Here is a 13,883-nt window from a genome sequence, read left to right as displayed (position 1 = left end):
CCCGCCAGTCGTCTCGTCCCCCCGTCCCCCGTCCCCTGTCGCCTGTCTCCCTTTCTCTCATGAAAAAATCCCGCGCCCATTTCGCCGCCATTCCGACCATCGCCTACGAAGGTCCCCGCACGGAGAACGCCCTCGCGTTCCGTCACTACAACCCCGACGAGGTCGTCGACGGCAAGACGATGGCCGAGCACATGCGCTTTTCGATCGCCTACTGGCACGCGTTTCGCGGCACGGGCTCCGATCCGTTCGGCCCGGGCACGATCGTGCGGCCTTGGGAGGCGGGCAAGGATCCGGTGTCGGTCGCCAAGGTCCGCATGGACGCCGCGTTCGAGTTTTTCCAAAAGATCCGCGCGCCATTCTACTGTTTCCATGACCGCGACATCGCGCCGGAGGGCCGCACGCTGGCGGAGTCCAATCGCAATCTCGACGCCGTCGTCGCGCACGCGCACGACCTGCAGAAGGCCACAGGCGTCCGTCTCCTGTGGGGCACCGCCAACCTGTTTTCCAACCCGCGTTACATGTGCGGAGCCGCCACGAATCCCGACGCACACGTGTTCGCCTACGCCGCGGCGCAGGTGAAGAAGGCGCTCGAGGTCACGAAAGAACTCGGGGGCGAAAACTACGTCTTCTGGGGCGGCCGCGAAGGCTACGAGACCCTGCTCAACACCAATCTGAAGCGTGAACAGGATCATCTGGCGGCGTTCCTCCATCTCGCCGTCGACCACGCGAAGTCGATCGGCTTCAAGGGTCAGTTCCTGATCGAGCCGAAGCCGAAGGAGCCGACCAAGCACCAGTACGACTTCGACGTCGCGAGTGGCATCGCGTTTCTCCGCACCTACGGCCTCGAGAAGCATTTCAAGTTCAACATCGAGACGAACCATGCGACGCTCGCGGGTCATTCGTTCCAGCATGAAATTGAAGTCGCGGCTGCGCAGGGCATGCTCGGATCGATCGACGCGAACGCCGGCGATCCGCTCCTCGGCTGGGACACGGATCAGTTCAACACCGATGTCCGCGAGCTCACCCTCGCGATGCTCGCGATTCTCCGCGCGGGCGGCCTGGGCACGGGCGGCTTCAACTTCGACGCCAAGCTCCGCCGGCCGTCGATCGATCCCGAGGATCTCTTCCACGCCCACATCGGCGGCATGGATGCCTACGCGCTGGCCTTCAAGATCGCCCATCGCATCCTGAAGGAAGGCGTTTTTGAGACGTTTGTGACGAACCGGTACGCGAGCTACGACAGCGGCTTCGGCCGCGAGATCGAGACGGGTCGCGCCAGCCTTCGCCAGCTCGAGAAACTGGTTCTCACCAAGCTCGGCGAGCCGACGCCGCACTCCGGCCGGCAGGAGTATCTGGAAAACCTCCTGATGAGCTATTTGCACGGGCGCTGACGAACTTCACGCCACGCTTGCTTCGAGGCCGGCTCACCGCGATTTTTCGCTGTAGCCGGCCTTTTATTTTCCGATGTGGAATCACACTTCATCGCCTCCGATTTCCCGGCACCCCCTGTCGCCCCCCATGTCAGTGCCTCTCATGCCACCCTTGCCCACCCGCCGGTTCCTGCGTCCCGCGTACGCGCTCCTGGGTTTGGCGTGGCTGACGGCGGGCTGGGCCGCCGACGATCGTTCCACCGCCGACATGCTGCGCGAACGCGTGCTGCGCATGACGGACTTCCTGGACACCATGCTGCCAGGCGTGCTCGAGGAGAATAACATCACGCTCCAGTTCAAACCGAAGTTCGTGGACGTGCGCGCCGCGGAATACGTGCGATTCCCGCTCGAGCTGCGCTACGGTCTGACCGACCGCGTGGAACTTCAGGGCGGCCTCGTACCCTTCGTGCCCAATCCCTTTAACGGCGGCCGCGATCATCGCTGGGGCCCGGGCGAAGCCAAACTCGGCGCGCGCTTCGACATCGGCCAAACCCTGCGCTTCTTCAACGAGACCACCGTCGGTTTCGAGACGCGCGTGCCGATCGGCAAGCCGCCGACCCGCTTCAACGATCACTACACGCACGTGAAGCCGTTCGTCTCCGCCGCCCGCCAGTTACTGCGGTGGCCGTCGACGACGCTCTATGCCAACGTGAGCTATGATCGCAGTGTGAAGCTGACCGAGCGCGGCCCGCCGCCCCCGGACGTCACGCGCCGGCACATCGTGGAATTTTCCCCCGGCCTGCTTTTCAAGCCGTCGGAGTTCGGCTACTTCGCCGAGTATCGGTTTCGTCACATCGATGAGCCGACCGAGTCGCGCCTCGCCCATCAGATTCAATTCGGCTCCGTCTGGGACGTTCCGCTGGCCCGCAGCGAAAAGCTGAAGCTGCCCGGCAAGTGGCAGCTGGAGCTGGCGTATCACGTCGAACACGAGGAAGGGCGCGGCGACGATCACGGCGTCTCGGCGCGCGTGAACTGGCGCACGACGCTTCGCGAAGTGCTCGAGCACACGAAGGTGTCACGCCTTTGGTGACGCCGGCCGATCTGCGGGCTTGCGGTCGCGGTCCAAGCCGCCGCTGCTTTCCGCAGTGAAACCCTTTCCGGCAGTCTTCCGCGCTGCGGTCCTGGCCTCGGTCGTCCTGCTGGCCGGCTGCACGCAGGTATCCGCCCGCAAGATCATCCCGCTCGATGCGTTTCAACGGATCTACGTCGAGCAGCGCCGCAGCGACAATCATCACCTCGACGAACTCTTCGTCGCCGAACTGAAGCGGCTGGGAAAGGAGGCCGCGTCGGGGCCGCTGACCATGATGCCGGAAAAAACCGACGCGGTTCTCACCTACGACGCGCGGTGGGAATGGGACTTCAAGACCTACCTGATCGAGCTCACGTTCGAGCTGCACACGACGCACTCGAAAAAGAAACTGGCCGACGCGCGCTATTACCAGCCGTCGATCCGCACGAAGGAGCCGCCGGAGATCATCCGCCAACTCCTCGTCGATCTCTGGCCCAAGCCGTAGGCGCGGTTTACTTCTGCGGTGCGGCGCCACCGGGCGCGAGGCCCAGCGCCCAGCGAATGCCGCCGAGCAGATGCTGCTGAAACACCTTCGCGTTCTCCGGCGAATTCTTCCGGCCGTCCTTTTCCGCGTGCGCGGGATCCCAGATATCCTCGCGATGCCCGAGTGACGTATAGAACACCCGGCCCTTGCCGTGCTGCCGCGTCCATGCGACGGGATAATCGCCGGGCGTCGACTCGCCTTTTTTGATCTGGTCGGCCGAGAGCATCAGTTTGTCCAGTGAGAGCAGACCGTGCACGCGCGCGCGCTCGAAGTTCTTGAACTGGTAGATCTCGTCGAATACCGCCCACTTGGCCGGCACCGGCGCGCACGCCGCGTGCTTCGGATCATGGTTGATGCACTCCACCGGGACCTGCGGGCCGTGCGTCCGGAATTCGCCGCCCAGCATCGCGACGAACGGCGGAAAATTATGAAACGTGTCGCTCGCCGCGTGCACGCCGATGAAGGCCTTGCCCGACGCAACCCAGTCGACGAAACCCTGTTTGTCCGGCACGGGCAGATCGCCGGTCGTGCTGAGAAACACCACGGCATCGTAGGCCTTCAGGTTTGCCGGGCTCAACGCCTGCAAGGCCGCTTCGACCTTCGGCATCCACGTCGCGTTGTAGGCTTTCTCGGTCGCTTGAAACGTGGCGAGCGCCGCCTGGTGGGCCGGATCACTTTCACCTTTGGCACCGGGACGCGGGCGCGACGGCGACCCCGGCATGCCGGCGGGCTGCTGGACGAAATCGACCGTGAACTGGCCGCTTTCCTTCGCCAGCTGCGCGATGATTTTCTCCGAGACAGGAATGGAGCTGTGGCGGAAACCGGTCGTGACGGTGACCACGAGCACTTTCTTGGGGGCCGTGGCTGCGGCCGCGCTCAGAGCGGGCAGCAAGGCAACGAAACAGGCGAACAGGCGGAACCAGGGGCGGCGGATTTTCATAGGGGGACGCAGGGCAAGGAGGACGGCACGAAGGCGGAGAGGCACGTCAAAAATGGCCGGATCTCCCGCGTCGCGCAACTAGGTGCGCGCCACCGCGGCCTTCCGCACCGTCGGTCCCTCGACCCAGCGGGCCGGAATCGTCGTCGTCGTCGGCCACTCGGGCACGCCACGTTCGTTCCGCTGCAATTGCGCGATCAGCAACTCAGCCGCGCGCGCCCCGAGCTCGCGCGGTTGCTGATCGAGGCCCGCGCACGGCCGCGTTTTGTAGAGCAAGTTCAGGCTCACGAACGCGCCGGTCTCCGGCACCACTGCGCCACACTCCTCCATCCACTCAATGGCCTCGGTGAAGTGACCGATGACGACGTCCGGCTGGTGCCGGCGATACCAGGTGACGAATTCCTTTTTCCGCTGCTCCGCCTCGGTCACCAGCATCGGCACAGCCTCGAGCCCGGGCTCGCCTTCCTGGAAAGAACGAAACGCTGCGCTGAAACGCCGCTGCGTGCGATCGTCGCGACCGCGCTCGAGATATAATCCGGGCCGCCGATACCCGCGTTCGAACAGCCGGGTGAGGACCGCGACCATCGATCGATAGTGATTGCAGCAGAGGCAGTGCAGCGGCGGCCGCTCGATCACGTAGTCCGTGTACACCGCCGCGTAGCGCGACCAGTCGAGGCCCGACCAGTCCGGCGCGTACCACGAGGGCAGGAGCAGGACGCCGTGGATACCGCGCGACTGGAGAATCGAATCGAGCCGCGACACCGTCATGCCGCCCACGCCCACGACGAACTCCTCGAGTTTGAACCCCAGCGTCGCGGCGCGCGCCCGGCCGCCCTGCACCAGCTCGCCGTGAAACGCACCGTGCGGATCGCGCCGTTGCGGCTCCAGCAAATCGACCGCGGCCAGCACGCCGCGAAACGTCGCCCCGCGCGAACGCCGCAGCTCCGACATCACCGCCGCCGCCAGCGGATTTCGTCGGTAGCCGGCTTCGCGGGCCGCTTTCTCCACCCGTGCCACCGTGGCCGGATCGACGCGGCCCTTGCCGCGCAGCGCGTCAGACACCGTCGTGTGCGAAAGGCCGAGCGTGCGTGCGATCGAACGAACGGTGGGGGCGGGTGACTTCATGCCGGACGGTCAACCACCAGCCGGCGCGGAGCGGGTGGCAAGCGTGGAATTCGGCCAGCGCGCCGGCGCCCCCGGCATCGGATCGGAGCAGGCGGGACGCCTGCGCTCCCGAGCGGCGCAATCGCGCATTTGGACTTTGCTCGCCCCACGCCGCTTCCCAAGCTCCGCCCACGCCTCCATGAGTTCCGCTCCCGCCCCCCGCTCCGCCGCGCCCGATCCGATCGTTCCGCTCGACCCGCTGCACACCGGCGGACTCGGCGGACACCCGCGCGGCCTGACGACGTTGTTCTTCACGGAAATGTGGGAGCGTTTCAGCTATTACGGCATGCGCGCGCTGCTCGTGCTCTTCATGACGACCGCCGCGGCGCAGGGCGGCCTGCAGTTCACCGACCGGCAGGCGGCGGCGGTGTACGGCACGTACACGATGAGCGTGTACCTCCTGTGCATTCTCGGCGGCTTCATCGCGGACAACTTCATCGGCTCGCGCAAAGCCGTCCTGTGGGGCGGCATCACGATCGCGTGCGGCCACTTCACGATGGCGATTCATTCCAGCGTCACGTTCTTCATCGGCCTCGGCCTCGTGGCCATCGGCACCGGCCTGTTGAAGCCGAACATCTCCACGATGGTGGGCAGCCTCTACCAGCCCACCGACGAACGCCGCGACGCGGGCTTCTCAATTTTCTACATGGGGATCAACATCGGCGCGCTCACCGCGTCGATCGTGTGCGGCTTCCTCGCGCAGAACGCGTGGTTCAAGAACCTGATCGCCGGCTGGGGCTTCGATCCGACGAAGAGCTGGCACTGGGCGTTCGCCGCGGCCGGTTTCGGCATGACGTTTGGATTGATCACGTACCTGCGCCGCGCGCCGACGCTCGCGCACGTCGGTCACGCGCCCGCGCTGAACGCGGATGGTCGCCCGTGGGGCAAACTCGCGCTCGTGGCACTGTGCTCGCTGGCGCTGATCGGCATCATGTACCTCAGCGACCAGCATCGCTGGATCGTAATCGCGTTGTTCGGCCTGCAGGTCGCGAGCGTGTTGTTCTTCGCCTTCCGACCCAACGTCGAGAGCCGCCGGATCGCCGCGATTCTCATCCTCTTCATCGCCGCGCAGGTGTTCTGGGCGATCTTCGAGCAGGCCGGCTCGTCCATTTCGCTCTTCGCCGATCGCCTCACCGACAATCGGATCTTCGGCTGGCAGTTTCCCTCGGCCTGGTGGCAGTCGATCAACGCCGCGTGGGTCATTCTGCTCGCCCCGATCTTTGCCTGGCTTTGGACGCGCCTCGGTTCGAAGCAGCCATCGAGTCCGTTGAAGTTCACGCTCGGCCTGCTGTTCGTCGGCCTGTCCTTTCTCTGGATGATTCCCGCCGCGCGTCTCACCGCCGAAGGCAAAGTCAGTCCCATCTGGCTCCTCGGCCTTTTCCTGCTTCAGACGATCGGCGAGATGCTCCTGAGCCCGGTCGGCCTGAGCACGATGACCAAGCTCGCCCCGGCCCGCCTGCTCGGCGTGGTGATGGGCATCTGGTTCCTTGCCGCCGCGCTGGGCAATAAACTCGCAGGTGTCCTCGCCGGCGAATTCAACTCCAGCAGTCCCGCGTCGATCGCGAGCTTCTTCCTGCACCAGGCGCTCTGGGTCGGCGGTGCCACGGTCGTCCTCCTCGCGCTCGTGCCTTGGGTGAAGAAACTCATGGGCGGCGTCCGCTGAACCCACCGGGAGCGCGACCGCCCCCGGTCGCGAAATGTCACTCGCCACGCCGGCCGTGACTTTGGCACGTTGGTCGGATGCCCATTCGCACTTGGTTTCCGACGCAGATCTATTGCGAGCCGCTGCAGAAAACCGGCCTGTCCCGGCTCAACGCCGAGTTCGCGGCCGAATGCCGGCAGCTGCGCGACTTCGATCGCGCCGGGCGGCGCTGGTCGGAAAAGAACTACCCGGGCGGCTACACGAGTTACGCGTCGATGAACGAGCTGCACCGCTTCTCGAGCGCGTTTGCGGCTCTGGAGAAAAAACTCACGCGGCATGTCCGCACCTTCGCCCGCGCCCTCGAACTGGATCTCCGCGGCCGCACGATCCGGCTCACGGATCTCTGGGTGAACATCATGCCGCCGACGGCCGCGCATTCGCTCCACCTGCATCCGCTGTCCTTCATCAGCGGTACTTACTATGTGGTGACGCCCCCGGGCTGCTCCGGTTTGAAGTTCGAGGATCCGAGGCTCGATCGCTTCATGGCCGCGCCACCGCGACTCCCGGACGCCCGGCGCGAAAATCAGATCCATGTGACCTATCCCGCCGAAGCCGGAAACGTGATTCTCTTCGAGAGCTGGCTCCGCCACGAAGTCGCCGCCAACCGCGTCGACGAGGAACGCATCAGCATCAGTTTCAATTTCAACTGGTCGTGATCGTCACCGGGAGCGCAGGCGGTACGTCTGCGCTCCGGCTTCTCCCATGGAAACTGAACGCCTCTTCGTCGCCCTCACCCTGCCCGCGCCGGTGCGCGCTGTGCTCGCGGGCTTCGCGCGACCATTGACGGGCGTGACGTGGACGCCGCCCGCGCAACTGCACGTGACGCTGCGCTTTCTCGGCGACGTCGCGACCGACGCGTTGCCGCCGTTGATGGAGCGCCTCGCGAAAATCCGCGTCGCGCCGTTTGTTCTCTCGATCGAGGGCGCCGGATCGTTTCCGCCAAATCGTCCGCCGCGCACGCTGTGGGTCGGTGTCGGTTCCGGCCATCCGCGGCTGTTCCAGTTGCGGCAGCGACTCGACGACGCGCTGCTGGCATCGGGGCTGCAGCTGGATCTCCGCACCTTCCAGCCGCACGTGACGCTGGCGCGAGCCACGGAGGTCCCGGATTGTGGGGCCACGCCGTGGCTGAATCAGCATCGCCAGATTGCAGCGCCACCGTTCCTGGTCGAAGCCTTCGATCTCTATGCGAGCGAGTTGCGACCGGAGGGAGCGCTCCACACGTTGAAACGGAGCTTCCCGCTCGCGAAATAGCCGGATTGCGCTTCGTTCCTGGCCTCATGGTTGTCATTCGTCGCATGGTCGATCGGCATCGCGCCTACACCGCGATTCTCCTGCCGGGCGAACCGCCGAAGATTTTTCCGTCGAGCGATCAGGAGCACGCCCGCGTGCTGCAGATCTACAAACAGGACCGGGCGCACGAGGGCATCTGCAACGACTTCTCGGCTTTCGCCCTCGGCTCGGATGTATTTCCCGGCGAGCCGCGCCGCCCCGCGACCACGCACCCATGAAAAAGCCCGTCGCGCGTGGCGACGGGCTTGAGGATTGAATCGAACCTGGCGGGAGGCAGGGGCCTGAGTTAGCGGCGGCCGCGGTGACTGTCCCGGTGACCGTAGTCATACGGACGATGATACACCGGATAACGCGGACCGGAATGATAGCCGAAACCGAAGCTGACCACGGGCGGCGGCGCGGCGTAAATCACCCGCGGGCCGGGTGCCGGCACATACACGACGCGCGGCGCGCTCTCGACGTACACCACTTGCGCCGGTGCCTGCACGACTTGCGTCGGGACCTGTTCGACGATCGTTGGGGCCATCGGCGCGAGCGGCGCATCGGGAATCGAGCGCACCACGGTCGTGCCGCCCGCGGAATAGACCTGTTGCCCATAGTTCGCCGGGACCTGATACACGGGCGGCGGCGGCGAATACTGCTGCTCGGGCGGCGTCAGCACCGCGCCGATCAAAGCGCCCGCCGCGGCACCAATGATGGCCCCTTCGGCCCACCGGTCGCCATTGTGTCCGCCAATGAGTCCACCGGCCACAGCCCCCACCACCGCGGTGTTGCCAACGGAGGGCCGGAAAAGTTGCGCGTGGGCCGGAACAGCTCCGGCGAGCGCGAGCGAAACCGTCACAAGGAGTGTTTTCATGTCACGGCCTCTGACGCCGCCAGCCGACGGGATATTCAGACAATTTCCACAGCGACCGGAGTCCGTCCCCGGCGTCGCCCAAGATCGCTTCCGCCGACGACTTACCGCAGGCGCCAGAAAAACCAAATCGCCAGCGACGCCATGGCGGCATGCGGCAGCCAGGCGGCGACCACGGGTTCGACAAAACCCCGCGAGGCCAGGGACGTGGCCAGGCTGGTGATTACATAATAGAGAAAGAAGAGGCCGATGGACTTCGACACGCCGACCGCCGGATTCACCCGCACGCCCGACACCGCAAACGGGATCGCAATCGCGATCACGATCAACGGCCCGACCACGTCCGCGATCAGCCCGTAGTACCGCACCGCATACAGCGCCAGTTTGGGACTGCCCACCACTTCGAGATAGGAAACGAGATCGCGCAGTTCCCACAGCGACAGGTGCGTTGGCTTCCGATCGATCAAGAGCATCAGTTCGGGATCCTCGCGGTACCGGGGCTTGAAAAGTTCGTCGAACGGTTTCGACCCCGTCAGTTCGCCCGTCTCCGGCTGAAAGGTCAGCTCGCGGCCGCGTTGGAACATCCAGCCGTTGCGCGCGGCGTCGAACCACGCTTCCGCCGCCGTGATGCGGGCGAACTCCCGGCGCGCCGGGTCGAGTTCTGAGACCGACGCGCCGTAGCCACGCTGCGTTGATTTGCTGTAACGGTTGAAAAACCACATGCGCCGCTCGATCGGGTTGTCGAACGCGACGCTGTTCACCGCCCCGACGCGATCCGCCGGCAGCGCCTTCGAGGTCTGCATGCGGAACTCGAGTTCATCCTTCATGGCCCGCGACTCCTCGACCGACCACGGGACGATCGTGGTATTGATCCACCACGAGACGCCGCAGGCCATCAGCCCCACCAGCCAGATGGGCGCGGTCAGACGGGCGAAACCCACACCCGCGGCGCGCATTGCGGTCAGCTCGTTGGCCCGGTGGAATTTTCCGAGGACATAGAGCAACGACACCAGCAGCGCCAGCGGCAGCACCACGGACAGAAAACTCGGCATCGCCACCAGCAGGTAACGCCAGAACACCGAGCCGCGTGCGCCCAGGTCCCGCAGCGAGCGAAAATCCTCGTACAACACCTGCACGAGCAGCAAACCGCAGGTCGCGGCCAGCACCAAGCCGAGCATCTGCAGCCACTCGCGCAAAAGGTGCCGGTCAAAGGTGTTCACGCCGCCAATGCAAAAGCCCGAAGCGCGGAACAGGAAGCACAATTGCATCCTTGGGAGCGCAGGCGTCCCGCCTCCATTCCGGCTGAAGCAGGCGGGACGCCTGCGCTCCCGAGCTTCCCGCACATCCCGCACAGATTGGTTGAAAACCTGCTGGGGCTGGCCTTGTCTCCGCGCTCCCGCCCCCGTCGATCCACCATGATGCAGGCTCTTCGCCCTTTCCTGACCGCCCTCGCCCTCGGCACCCTGACGTCTCTCGTCGCCGCGCAAGGCACGATCAAGATCGGCGAGTTCGCCTCGATGACGGGCAAGGAAGCGACCTACGGTCAGGCGTCGCACAAGGGCACGCTCCTCGCAGTGGAAGAGGTCAACGCCGCCGGCGGCGTATTGGGCCGCAAACTTGAGCTCATTCTCGAGGACAACCAGTCGAAGTCCGGCGAGTCCGCGACGATCGTCAAGAAGTTCATCTCGCGCGACAAGGTGGTCGCGGTGCTCGGCGAAGTGGCGTCGAGCCGCTCGCTCGAAGCCGCCCCGATCTGTCAGAACGCGAAGATCCCGATGATCACGCCGTCATCGACCGCGCCCGAAGTGACGGCCCGCGGCAACTACATCTTCCGCGTCTGCTTCATCGATCCGTTTCAGGGCACGGTCATGGCCAAGTTTGCCCGCGGCACCCTCAAGCTGCGCAAAGTCGCACTGCTCACGTCGGTCTCGAGCGCGTACAGCGTCGGGCTCGCGAAGTATTTCAAGGAGAAGTTCGCCGCCGACGGCGGCACGATCGCGCTCGAGCAACGTTTCGCCGAAGGCGACAAGGACTTTCGCGCGCAGCTCACCGCGATCAAGGCCGCGGGTGTCGATGGCATCTTCGTCCCCGGCTATTATGCGGAAGCCGCGCTGATCTGCCGGCAGGCGCGCGACCTCGGGATCACGTTGCCCATTTTCGGCGCCGACGGCTGGGAGTCGCCCGAGCTGGTCCAGATCGGCGGCAAGGCCGTCGAGGGAACGTATTTCGCGACGCACTACTCGCCGGAAAACAAGGACCCGGTCGTCGCGAAGTTCAACGAACGCTTTCACCAGCGCTGGGGCAACGTGTCCGACACCCTGACGGGCTTGGGCTACGACTCCGTCATGATGCTGGTCGACGCCATCAAGCGCGCCGGCACGACCGAGTCCGCCAAACTGCGCGAAGCGCTCGCCACCACGCGGAACTTCAAGGGCGTCACCGGTACCATCACGCTCGACGCCCAGCGCAATCCCACCAAATCCGCCGTCGTGCTGACGGTGAAGAACGGCCAGTTCGTCTTCGTCGATAGCGTTGATCCCTGAACCCTTTTAACATCGCCGCCATGAAATCCACCGTCCCCTTTATCGCCACGCTGCTCGCATTGACATCGTTCCTCCGCGCCGCCGACGGCCCCATCAAGGTCGGCGAATACGCCTCGCTCACCGGCAAGGAAGCCACCTTCGGCCAGTCCTCGCACAAGGGCATCGTGATGGCGTTCGAGGAAATCAACGCCGCGGGCGGCGTGCTCGGCCGCAAGCTCGAGCTCGTGTCCGAGGACAACCAGACGAAACCCGGCGAGTCCGCGACGGTAGCGAAGAAACTGATCACGCGGGACAAGGTCGTGGCGTTGATTGGCGAAGTCTCCTCAGGCCGCTCGCTGGAAGCCGGTCCGATCGCGCAGGCGGCGAAAATCCCGATGATCGCGCCCGCCGCGACGAACCCGAAGGTCACCGAAATCGGCAACTACGTTTTCCGCGTCTGCTTCATCGATCCCTTTCAGGGCACGGTCATGGCCAAGTTTGCCCAGACCGATCTGAAGGCAAAGAAGGTCGCGATCATCTCCAGTGTCTCCAACGCCTACAGCGTCGGACTCGCGAAGTTCTTCCGCGAAACCTTCACCAAGGGCGGCGGCACGGTGGCCGTCGAACAGAAGTACTCCGAGGGCGACAAGGATTTCCGCGCGCAGCTCACCGCCGTGAAGGCAGCGGGCGTCGATGCGGTGTTTGTACCCGGCTACTACACCGAGTCCGCGCTGATCGTCCGCCAGGCGCGCGACCTCGGCATCAAGGTTCCATTCATCGGCGGTGACGGCTGGGAGTCGGACAAGCTGCTCGAGATCGGCGGCGACGCGCTCAACGGCTGCTTCTATTCCACGCACTTTTCACCCGAGAACAAGGACGCCGGCGTCACGGCGTTCGTGAAGAAGTTCAAGGCCCGCTGGAACAATGAAAATCCCGACGCCTTCGCCGCGCTGGGCTACGATGCGGCGTATGTGCTCGCGGACGCCATCAAGCGCGCGGGCACGACGGACGGCGCGAAATTGCGCGACGCGCTCGCCGCCACGAAGGATTTCGCCGGCGCCAGCGGCATCACGACGATCGACAAGGATCGCAACGCCACGAAGGGCGCCACGATCATCGCGATCGCGAACGGCAAACTCGCGTTCAACAAGACCGTCGCGCCGTAACTTTCCGGGGAGCGCAGGCCTCCGGCCTGCTTCCAACATGAAAGGAGCGGGCGGGGACGCCCGCGCTCCCGCCATCACTTTCGCATGATCCCTCGTTTCTCTTTTCCGCTGCTTGTGGCCGCGCTGATCGTCGTGCTGCCGCTCCCGGCCGCCGACACCGGTCCGATCAAGATTGGTCACTATGCCTCGCTCACCGGCAAGGATGCGGCCTTCGGCGTCGCGACGCGCAAAGGTGTCCTGCTGGCCGTCGATGAAATCAACGCCAAGGGCGGCGTGCTCGGCCGCAAACTCGAGTATCTCGTCGAGGACATCCAGTCGAAGCAGGGCGAGTCGGCGACCGCGGTGAAGAAGCTCATTTCGCGCGACAAGGTGGCGGCGGTCATCGGGGCGAACGCCTCCTCGAACTCGCTCGAGGCCGCGCCGATCTGCCAGAACGCGAAGATCCCGATGATGGCGATTTCGTCGACGGCGCCGCGCGTGACCGAGATCGGCGACTATATTTTCCGCATCTGTTTCATCGATCCGTTTCAGGGCGCGGTGCTCGCCAAGTTTGCGCATGGCTCGCTGCACAAACAGCGCCTAGCGTTGCTGACGTCGACGAACTCGCCGTACAGCGTCGGGCTCTCGGCGGTGCTGCGCGAACGCTTTGCGGCGCTCGGCGGCGAGGTGGTGGCGGAGCAGCGCTACGCCGAGGGCGACAAGGATTTTCGCGCGCAGCTCACGGCGGTGCGCGCCGCGAAGCCCGACATCATCGCGGCGACAGGTTTTTACTCCGAGGCGGCGCTGATTTGCCTGCAGGCGCGTTCGCTCGGACTGACGGTCCCGGTGATCGGCGGCGACGGCTGGGAAGCGCCCGAGTTGATTGCGCTCGGCGGCAAGGCGGTCGAGGGCACGTACTACTCGACGTATTTTTCCGCCGACAACACCGCGCCCGAGGTGAAGGCCTTCGTGCAGCGCTTCCAGAAGCGGTGGAACAACGAAAAGCCCGAGGGCGTGTCCGCGCTCGGGTATGACGCGATGTACCTCATCGCCGCCGCATTCGAGCGGGCTGGAACCACGCAGGGGGCGAAGCTCCGCGACGCCATCGCCGCCACGAAGGCGTTTCCGGGCGTCACCGGCACGACCACGATCGACGAAAAGCGCAACAGCTCGAAGCCCGCGGTGATGCTCACGGTGAAGAACGGGAAGACGGAGTTCTTCGAGCAAGTGAGCCCGTGAATCGGGAGAGTTGAGAGTTGAGGGCTGAGGGTTGAGAGATCCAATCCC

The 13,883-nt window shown here is 65.1% G+C and carries 14 protein-coding genes; 10 read left to right on the top strand and 4 right to left on the bottom strand.

All coding sequences use genetic code 11. The features are described 5' to 3' along the window. The first annotated feature begins 59 nt into the window (after positions 1–59). From xylA to ACLJEU_RS07415, 3 genes are all read left to right on the top strand, one after another. Positions 60–1,391, top strand: coding sequence for a xylose isomerase (gene xylA, locus ACLJEU_RS07425; protein ID WP_414661971.1), 1,332 nt, complete (start codon positions 60–62; stop codon positions 1,389–1,391). 127 nt (positions 1,392–1,518) lie between these two features. Beyond that, positions 1,519–2,460: a hypothetical protein gene (locus tag ACLJEU_RS07420; protein ID WP_457795356.1), complete on the top strand. Its 942-nt coding sequence runs from the start codon at positions 1,519–1,521 to the stop codon at positions 2,458–2,460. A gap of 55 nt (positions 2,461–2,515) precedes the next feature. Next, on the top strand, positions 2,516–2,944 hold the full coding sequence (locus ACLJEU_RS07415) for a hypothetical protein (protein ID WP_414661969.1): 429 nt from the start codon (positions 2,516–2,518) through the stop codon (positions 2,942–2,944). A 7-nt stretch (positions 2,945–2,951) separates the two neighbouring features. Here ACLJEU_RS07415 and ACLJEU_RS07410 read toward each other — a convergent pair whose 3' ends face one another. Together ACLJEU_RS07410 and ACLJEU_RS07405 are read right to left on the bottom strand one after the other, a co-directional pair. Continuing rightward, positions 2,952–3,923: a ThuA domain-containing protein gene (locus tag ACLJEU_RS07410; protein WP_414661968.1), complete on the bottom strand. Its 972-nt coding sequence runs from the start codon at positions 3,921–3,923 to the stop codon at positions 2,952–2,954. Between the two features lie 78 nt (positions 3,924–4,001). After that, positions 4,002–5,045 (bottom strand): substrate-binding domain-containing protein, encoded by a 1,044-nt coding sequence (locus tag ACLJEU_RS07405; RefSeq protein WP_414661967.1) that lies wholly within the window; start codon positions 5,043–5,045, stop codon positions 4,002–4,004. A gap of 178 nt (positions 5,046–5,223) precedes the next feature. Between ACLJEU_RS07405 and ACLJEU_RS07400 the strand changes: the two genes are divergently transcribed. From ACLJEU_RS07400 to ACLJEU_RS07385, 4 genes are all read left to right on the top strand, one after another. Further along, positions 5,224–6,747, top strand: coding sequence for a peptide MFS transporter (locus ACLJEU_RS07400; RefSeq protein ID WP_414661966.1), 1,524 nt, complete (start codon positions 5,224–5,226; stop codon positions 6,745–6,747). A 77-nt stretch (positions 6,748–6,824) separates the two neighbouring features. Continuing rightward, positions 6,825–7,442, top strand: a complete 618-nt coding sequence (locus ACLJEU_RS07395; protein ID WP_414661965.1) for a TIGR02466 family protein — start codon at positions 6,825–6,827, stop codon at positions 7,440–7,442. Between the two features lie 46 nt (positions 7,443–7,488). Then, positions 7,489–8,037, top strand: a complete 549-nt coding sequence (gene thpR / locus ACLJEU_RS07390; protein WP_414661964.1) for an RNA 2',3'-cyclic phosphodiesterase — start codon at positions 7,489–7,491, stop codon at positions 8,035–8,037. A gap of 26 nt (positions 8,038–8,063) precedes the next feature. Next, complete coding sequence (locus ACLJEU_RS07385) at positions 8,064–8,294, top strand: hypothetical protein (RefSeq protein WP_414661963.1); 231 nt, start codon at positions 8,064–8,066, stop codon at positions 8,292–8,294. Between the two features lie 68 nt (positions 8,295–8,362). Here ACLJEU_RS07385 and ACLJEU_RS07380 read toward each other — a convergent pair whose 3' ends face one another. Beyond that, the gene (locus tag ACLJEU_RS07380; RefSeq protein ID WP_414661962.1) at positions 8,363–8,932 is read right to left on the bottom strand and encodes a hypothetical protein; all 570 of its coding nucleotides are present in this window, start codon (positions 8,930–8,932) and stop codon (positions 8,363–8,365) included. Positions 8,933–9,033: 101 nt separating this feature from the next. Further along, positions 9,034–10,149, bottom strand: a complete 1,116-nt coding sequence (locus tag ACLJEU_RS07375) for an LptF/LptG family permease (protein ID WP_414661961.1) — start codon at positions 10,147–10,149, stop codon at positions 9,034–9,036. A 195-nt stretch (positions 10,150–10,344) separates the two neighbouring features. On the opposite strand from ACLJEU_RS07375, the gene ACLJEU_RS07370 reads away from it, so the two are divergent. From ACLJEU_RS07370 to ACLJEU_RS07360, 3 genes are all read left to right on the top strand, one after another. Beyond that, entirely contained in the window at positions 10,345–11,472 is a 1,128-nt protein-coding gene (locus ACLJEU_RS07370) for an ABC transporter substrate-binding protein (protein WP_414661960.1), read from the top strand. Between the two features lie 20 nt (positions 11,473–11,492). Then, on the top strand, positions 11,493–12,617 hold the full coding sequence (locus ACLJEU_RS07365) for an ABC transporter substrate-binding protein (protein WP_414661959.1): 1,125 nt from the start codon (positions 11,493–11,495) through the stop codon (positions 12,615–12,617). 84 nt (positions 12,618–12,701) lie between these two features. Then, complete coding sequence (locus ACLJEU_RS07360; RefSeq protein WP_414661958.1) at positions 12,702–13,835, top strand: ABC transporter substrate-binding protein; 1,134 nt, start codon at positions 12,702–12,704, stop codon at positions 13,833–13,835. Positions 13,836–13,883 lie beyond the last annotated feature (48 nt).

It is taken from the genome of Terrisphaera buseokensis, from assembly GCF_047521145.2.
GTDB lineage: Bacteria > Verrucomicrobiota > Verrucomicrobiia > Opitutales > Opitutaceae > ER46.
Note: the sequence above shows the minus strand (reverse complement) of the source record. Positions and strands in the feature narration are given on the sequence as shown.

Coding starts and splice junctions, on each gene's coding strand:
- ACLJEU_RS07410 (WP_414661968.1), bottom strand. CDS start 3,923: ATGAAAATCCGCCGCCCCTGGTTCCGCCTGTTCGCCTGTTTCGTTGCC.
- ACLJEU_RS07370 (WP_414661960.1), top strand. CDS start 10,345: ATGATGCAGGCTCTTCGCCCTTTCCTGACCGCCCTCGCCCTCGGCACC.
- thpR (WP_414661964.1), top strand. CDS start 7,489: ATGGAAACTGAACGCCTCTTCGTCGCCCTCACCCTGCCCGCGCCGGTG.
- ACLJEU_RS07400 (WP_414661966.1), top strand. CDS start 5,224: ATGAGTTCCGCTCCCGCCCCCCGCTCCGCCGCGCCCGATCCGATCGTT.
- ACLJEU_RS07420 (WP_457795356.1), top strand. CDS start 1,519: ATGTCAGTGCCTCTCATGCCACCCTTGCCCACCCGCCGGTTCCTGCGT.
- ACLJEU_RS07380 (WP_414661962.1), bottom strand. CDS start 8,932: ATGAAAACACTCCTTGTGACGGTTTCGCTCGCGCTCGCCGGAGCTGTT.
- ACLJEU_RS07360 (WP_414661958.1), top strand. CDS start 12,702: ATGATCCCTCGTTTCTCTTTTCCGCTGCTTGTGGCCGCGCTGATCGTC.
- ACLJEU_RS07395 (WP_414661965.1), top strand. CDS start 6,825: ATGCCCATTCGCACTTGGTTTCCGACGCAGATCTATTGCGAGCCGCTG.
- ACLJEU_RS07365 (WP_414661959.1), top strand. CDS start 11,493: ATGAAATCCACCGTCCCCTTTATCGCCACGCTGCTCGCATTGACATCG.
- ACLJEU_RS07385 (WP_414661963.1), top strand. CDS start 8,064: ATGGTTGTCATTCGTCGCATGGTCGATCGGCATCGCGCCTACACCGCG.
- ACLJEU_RS07405 (WP_414661967.1), bottom strand. CDS start 5,045: ATGAAGTCACCCGCCCCCACCGTTCGTTCGATCGCACGCACGCTCGGC.
- xylA (WP_414661971.1), top strand. CDS start 60: ATGAAAAAATCCCGCGCCCATTTCGCCGCCATTCCGACCATCGCCTAC.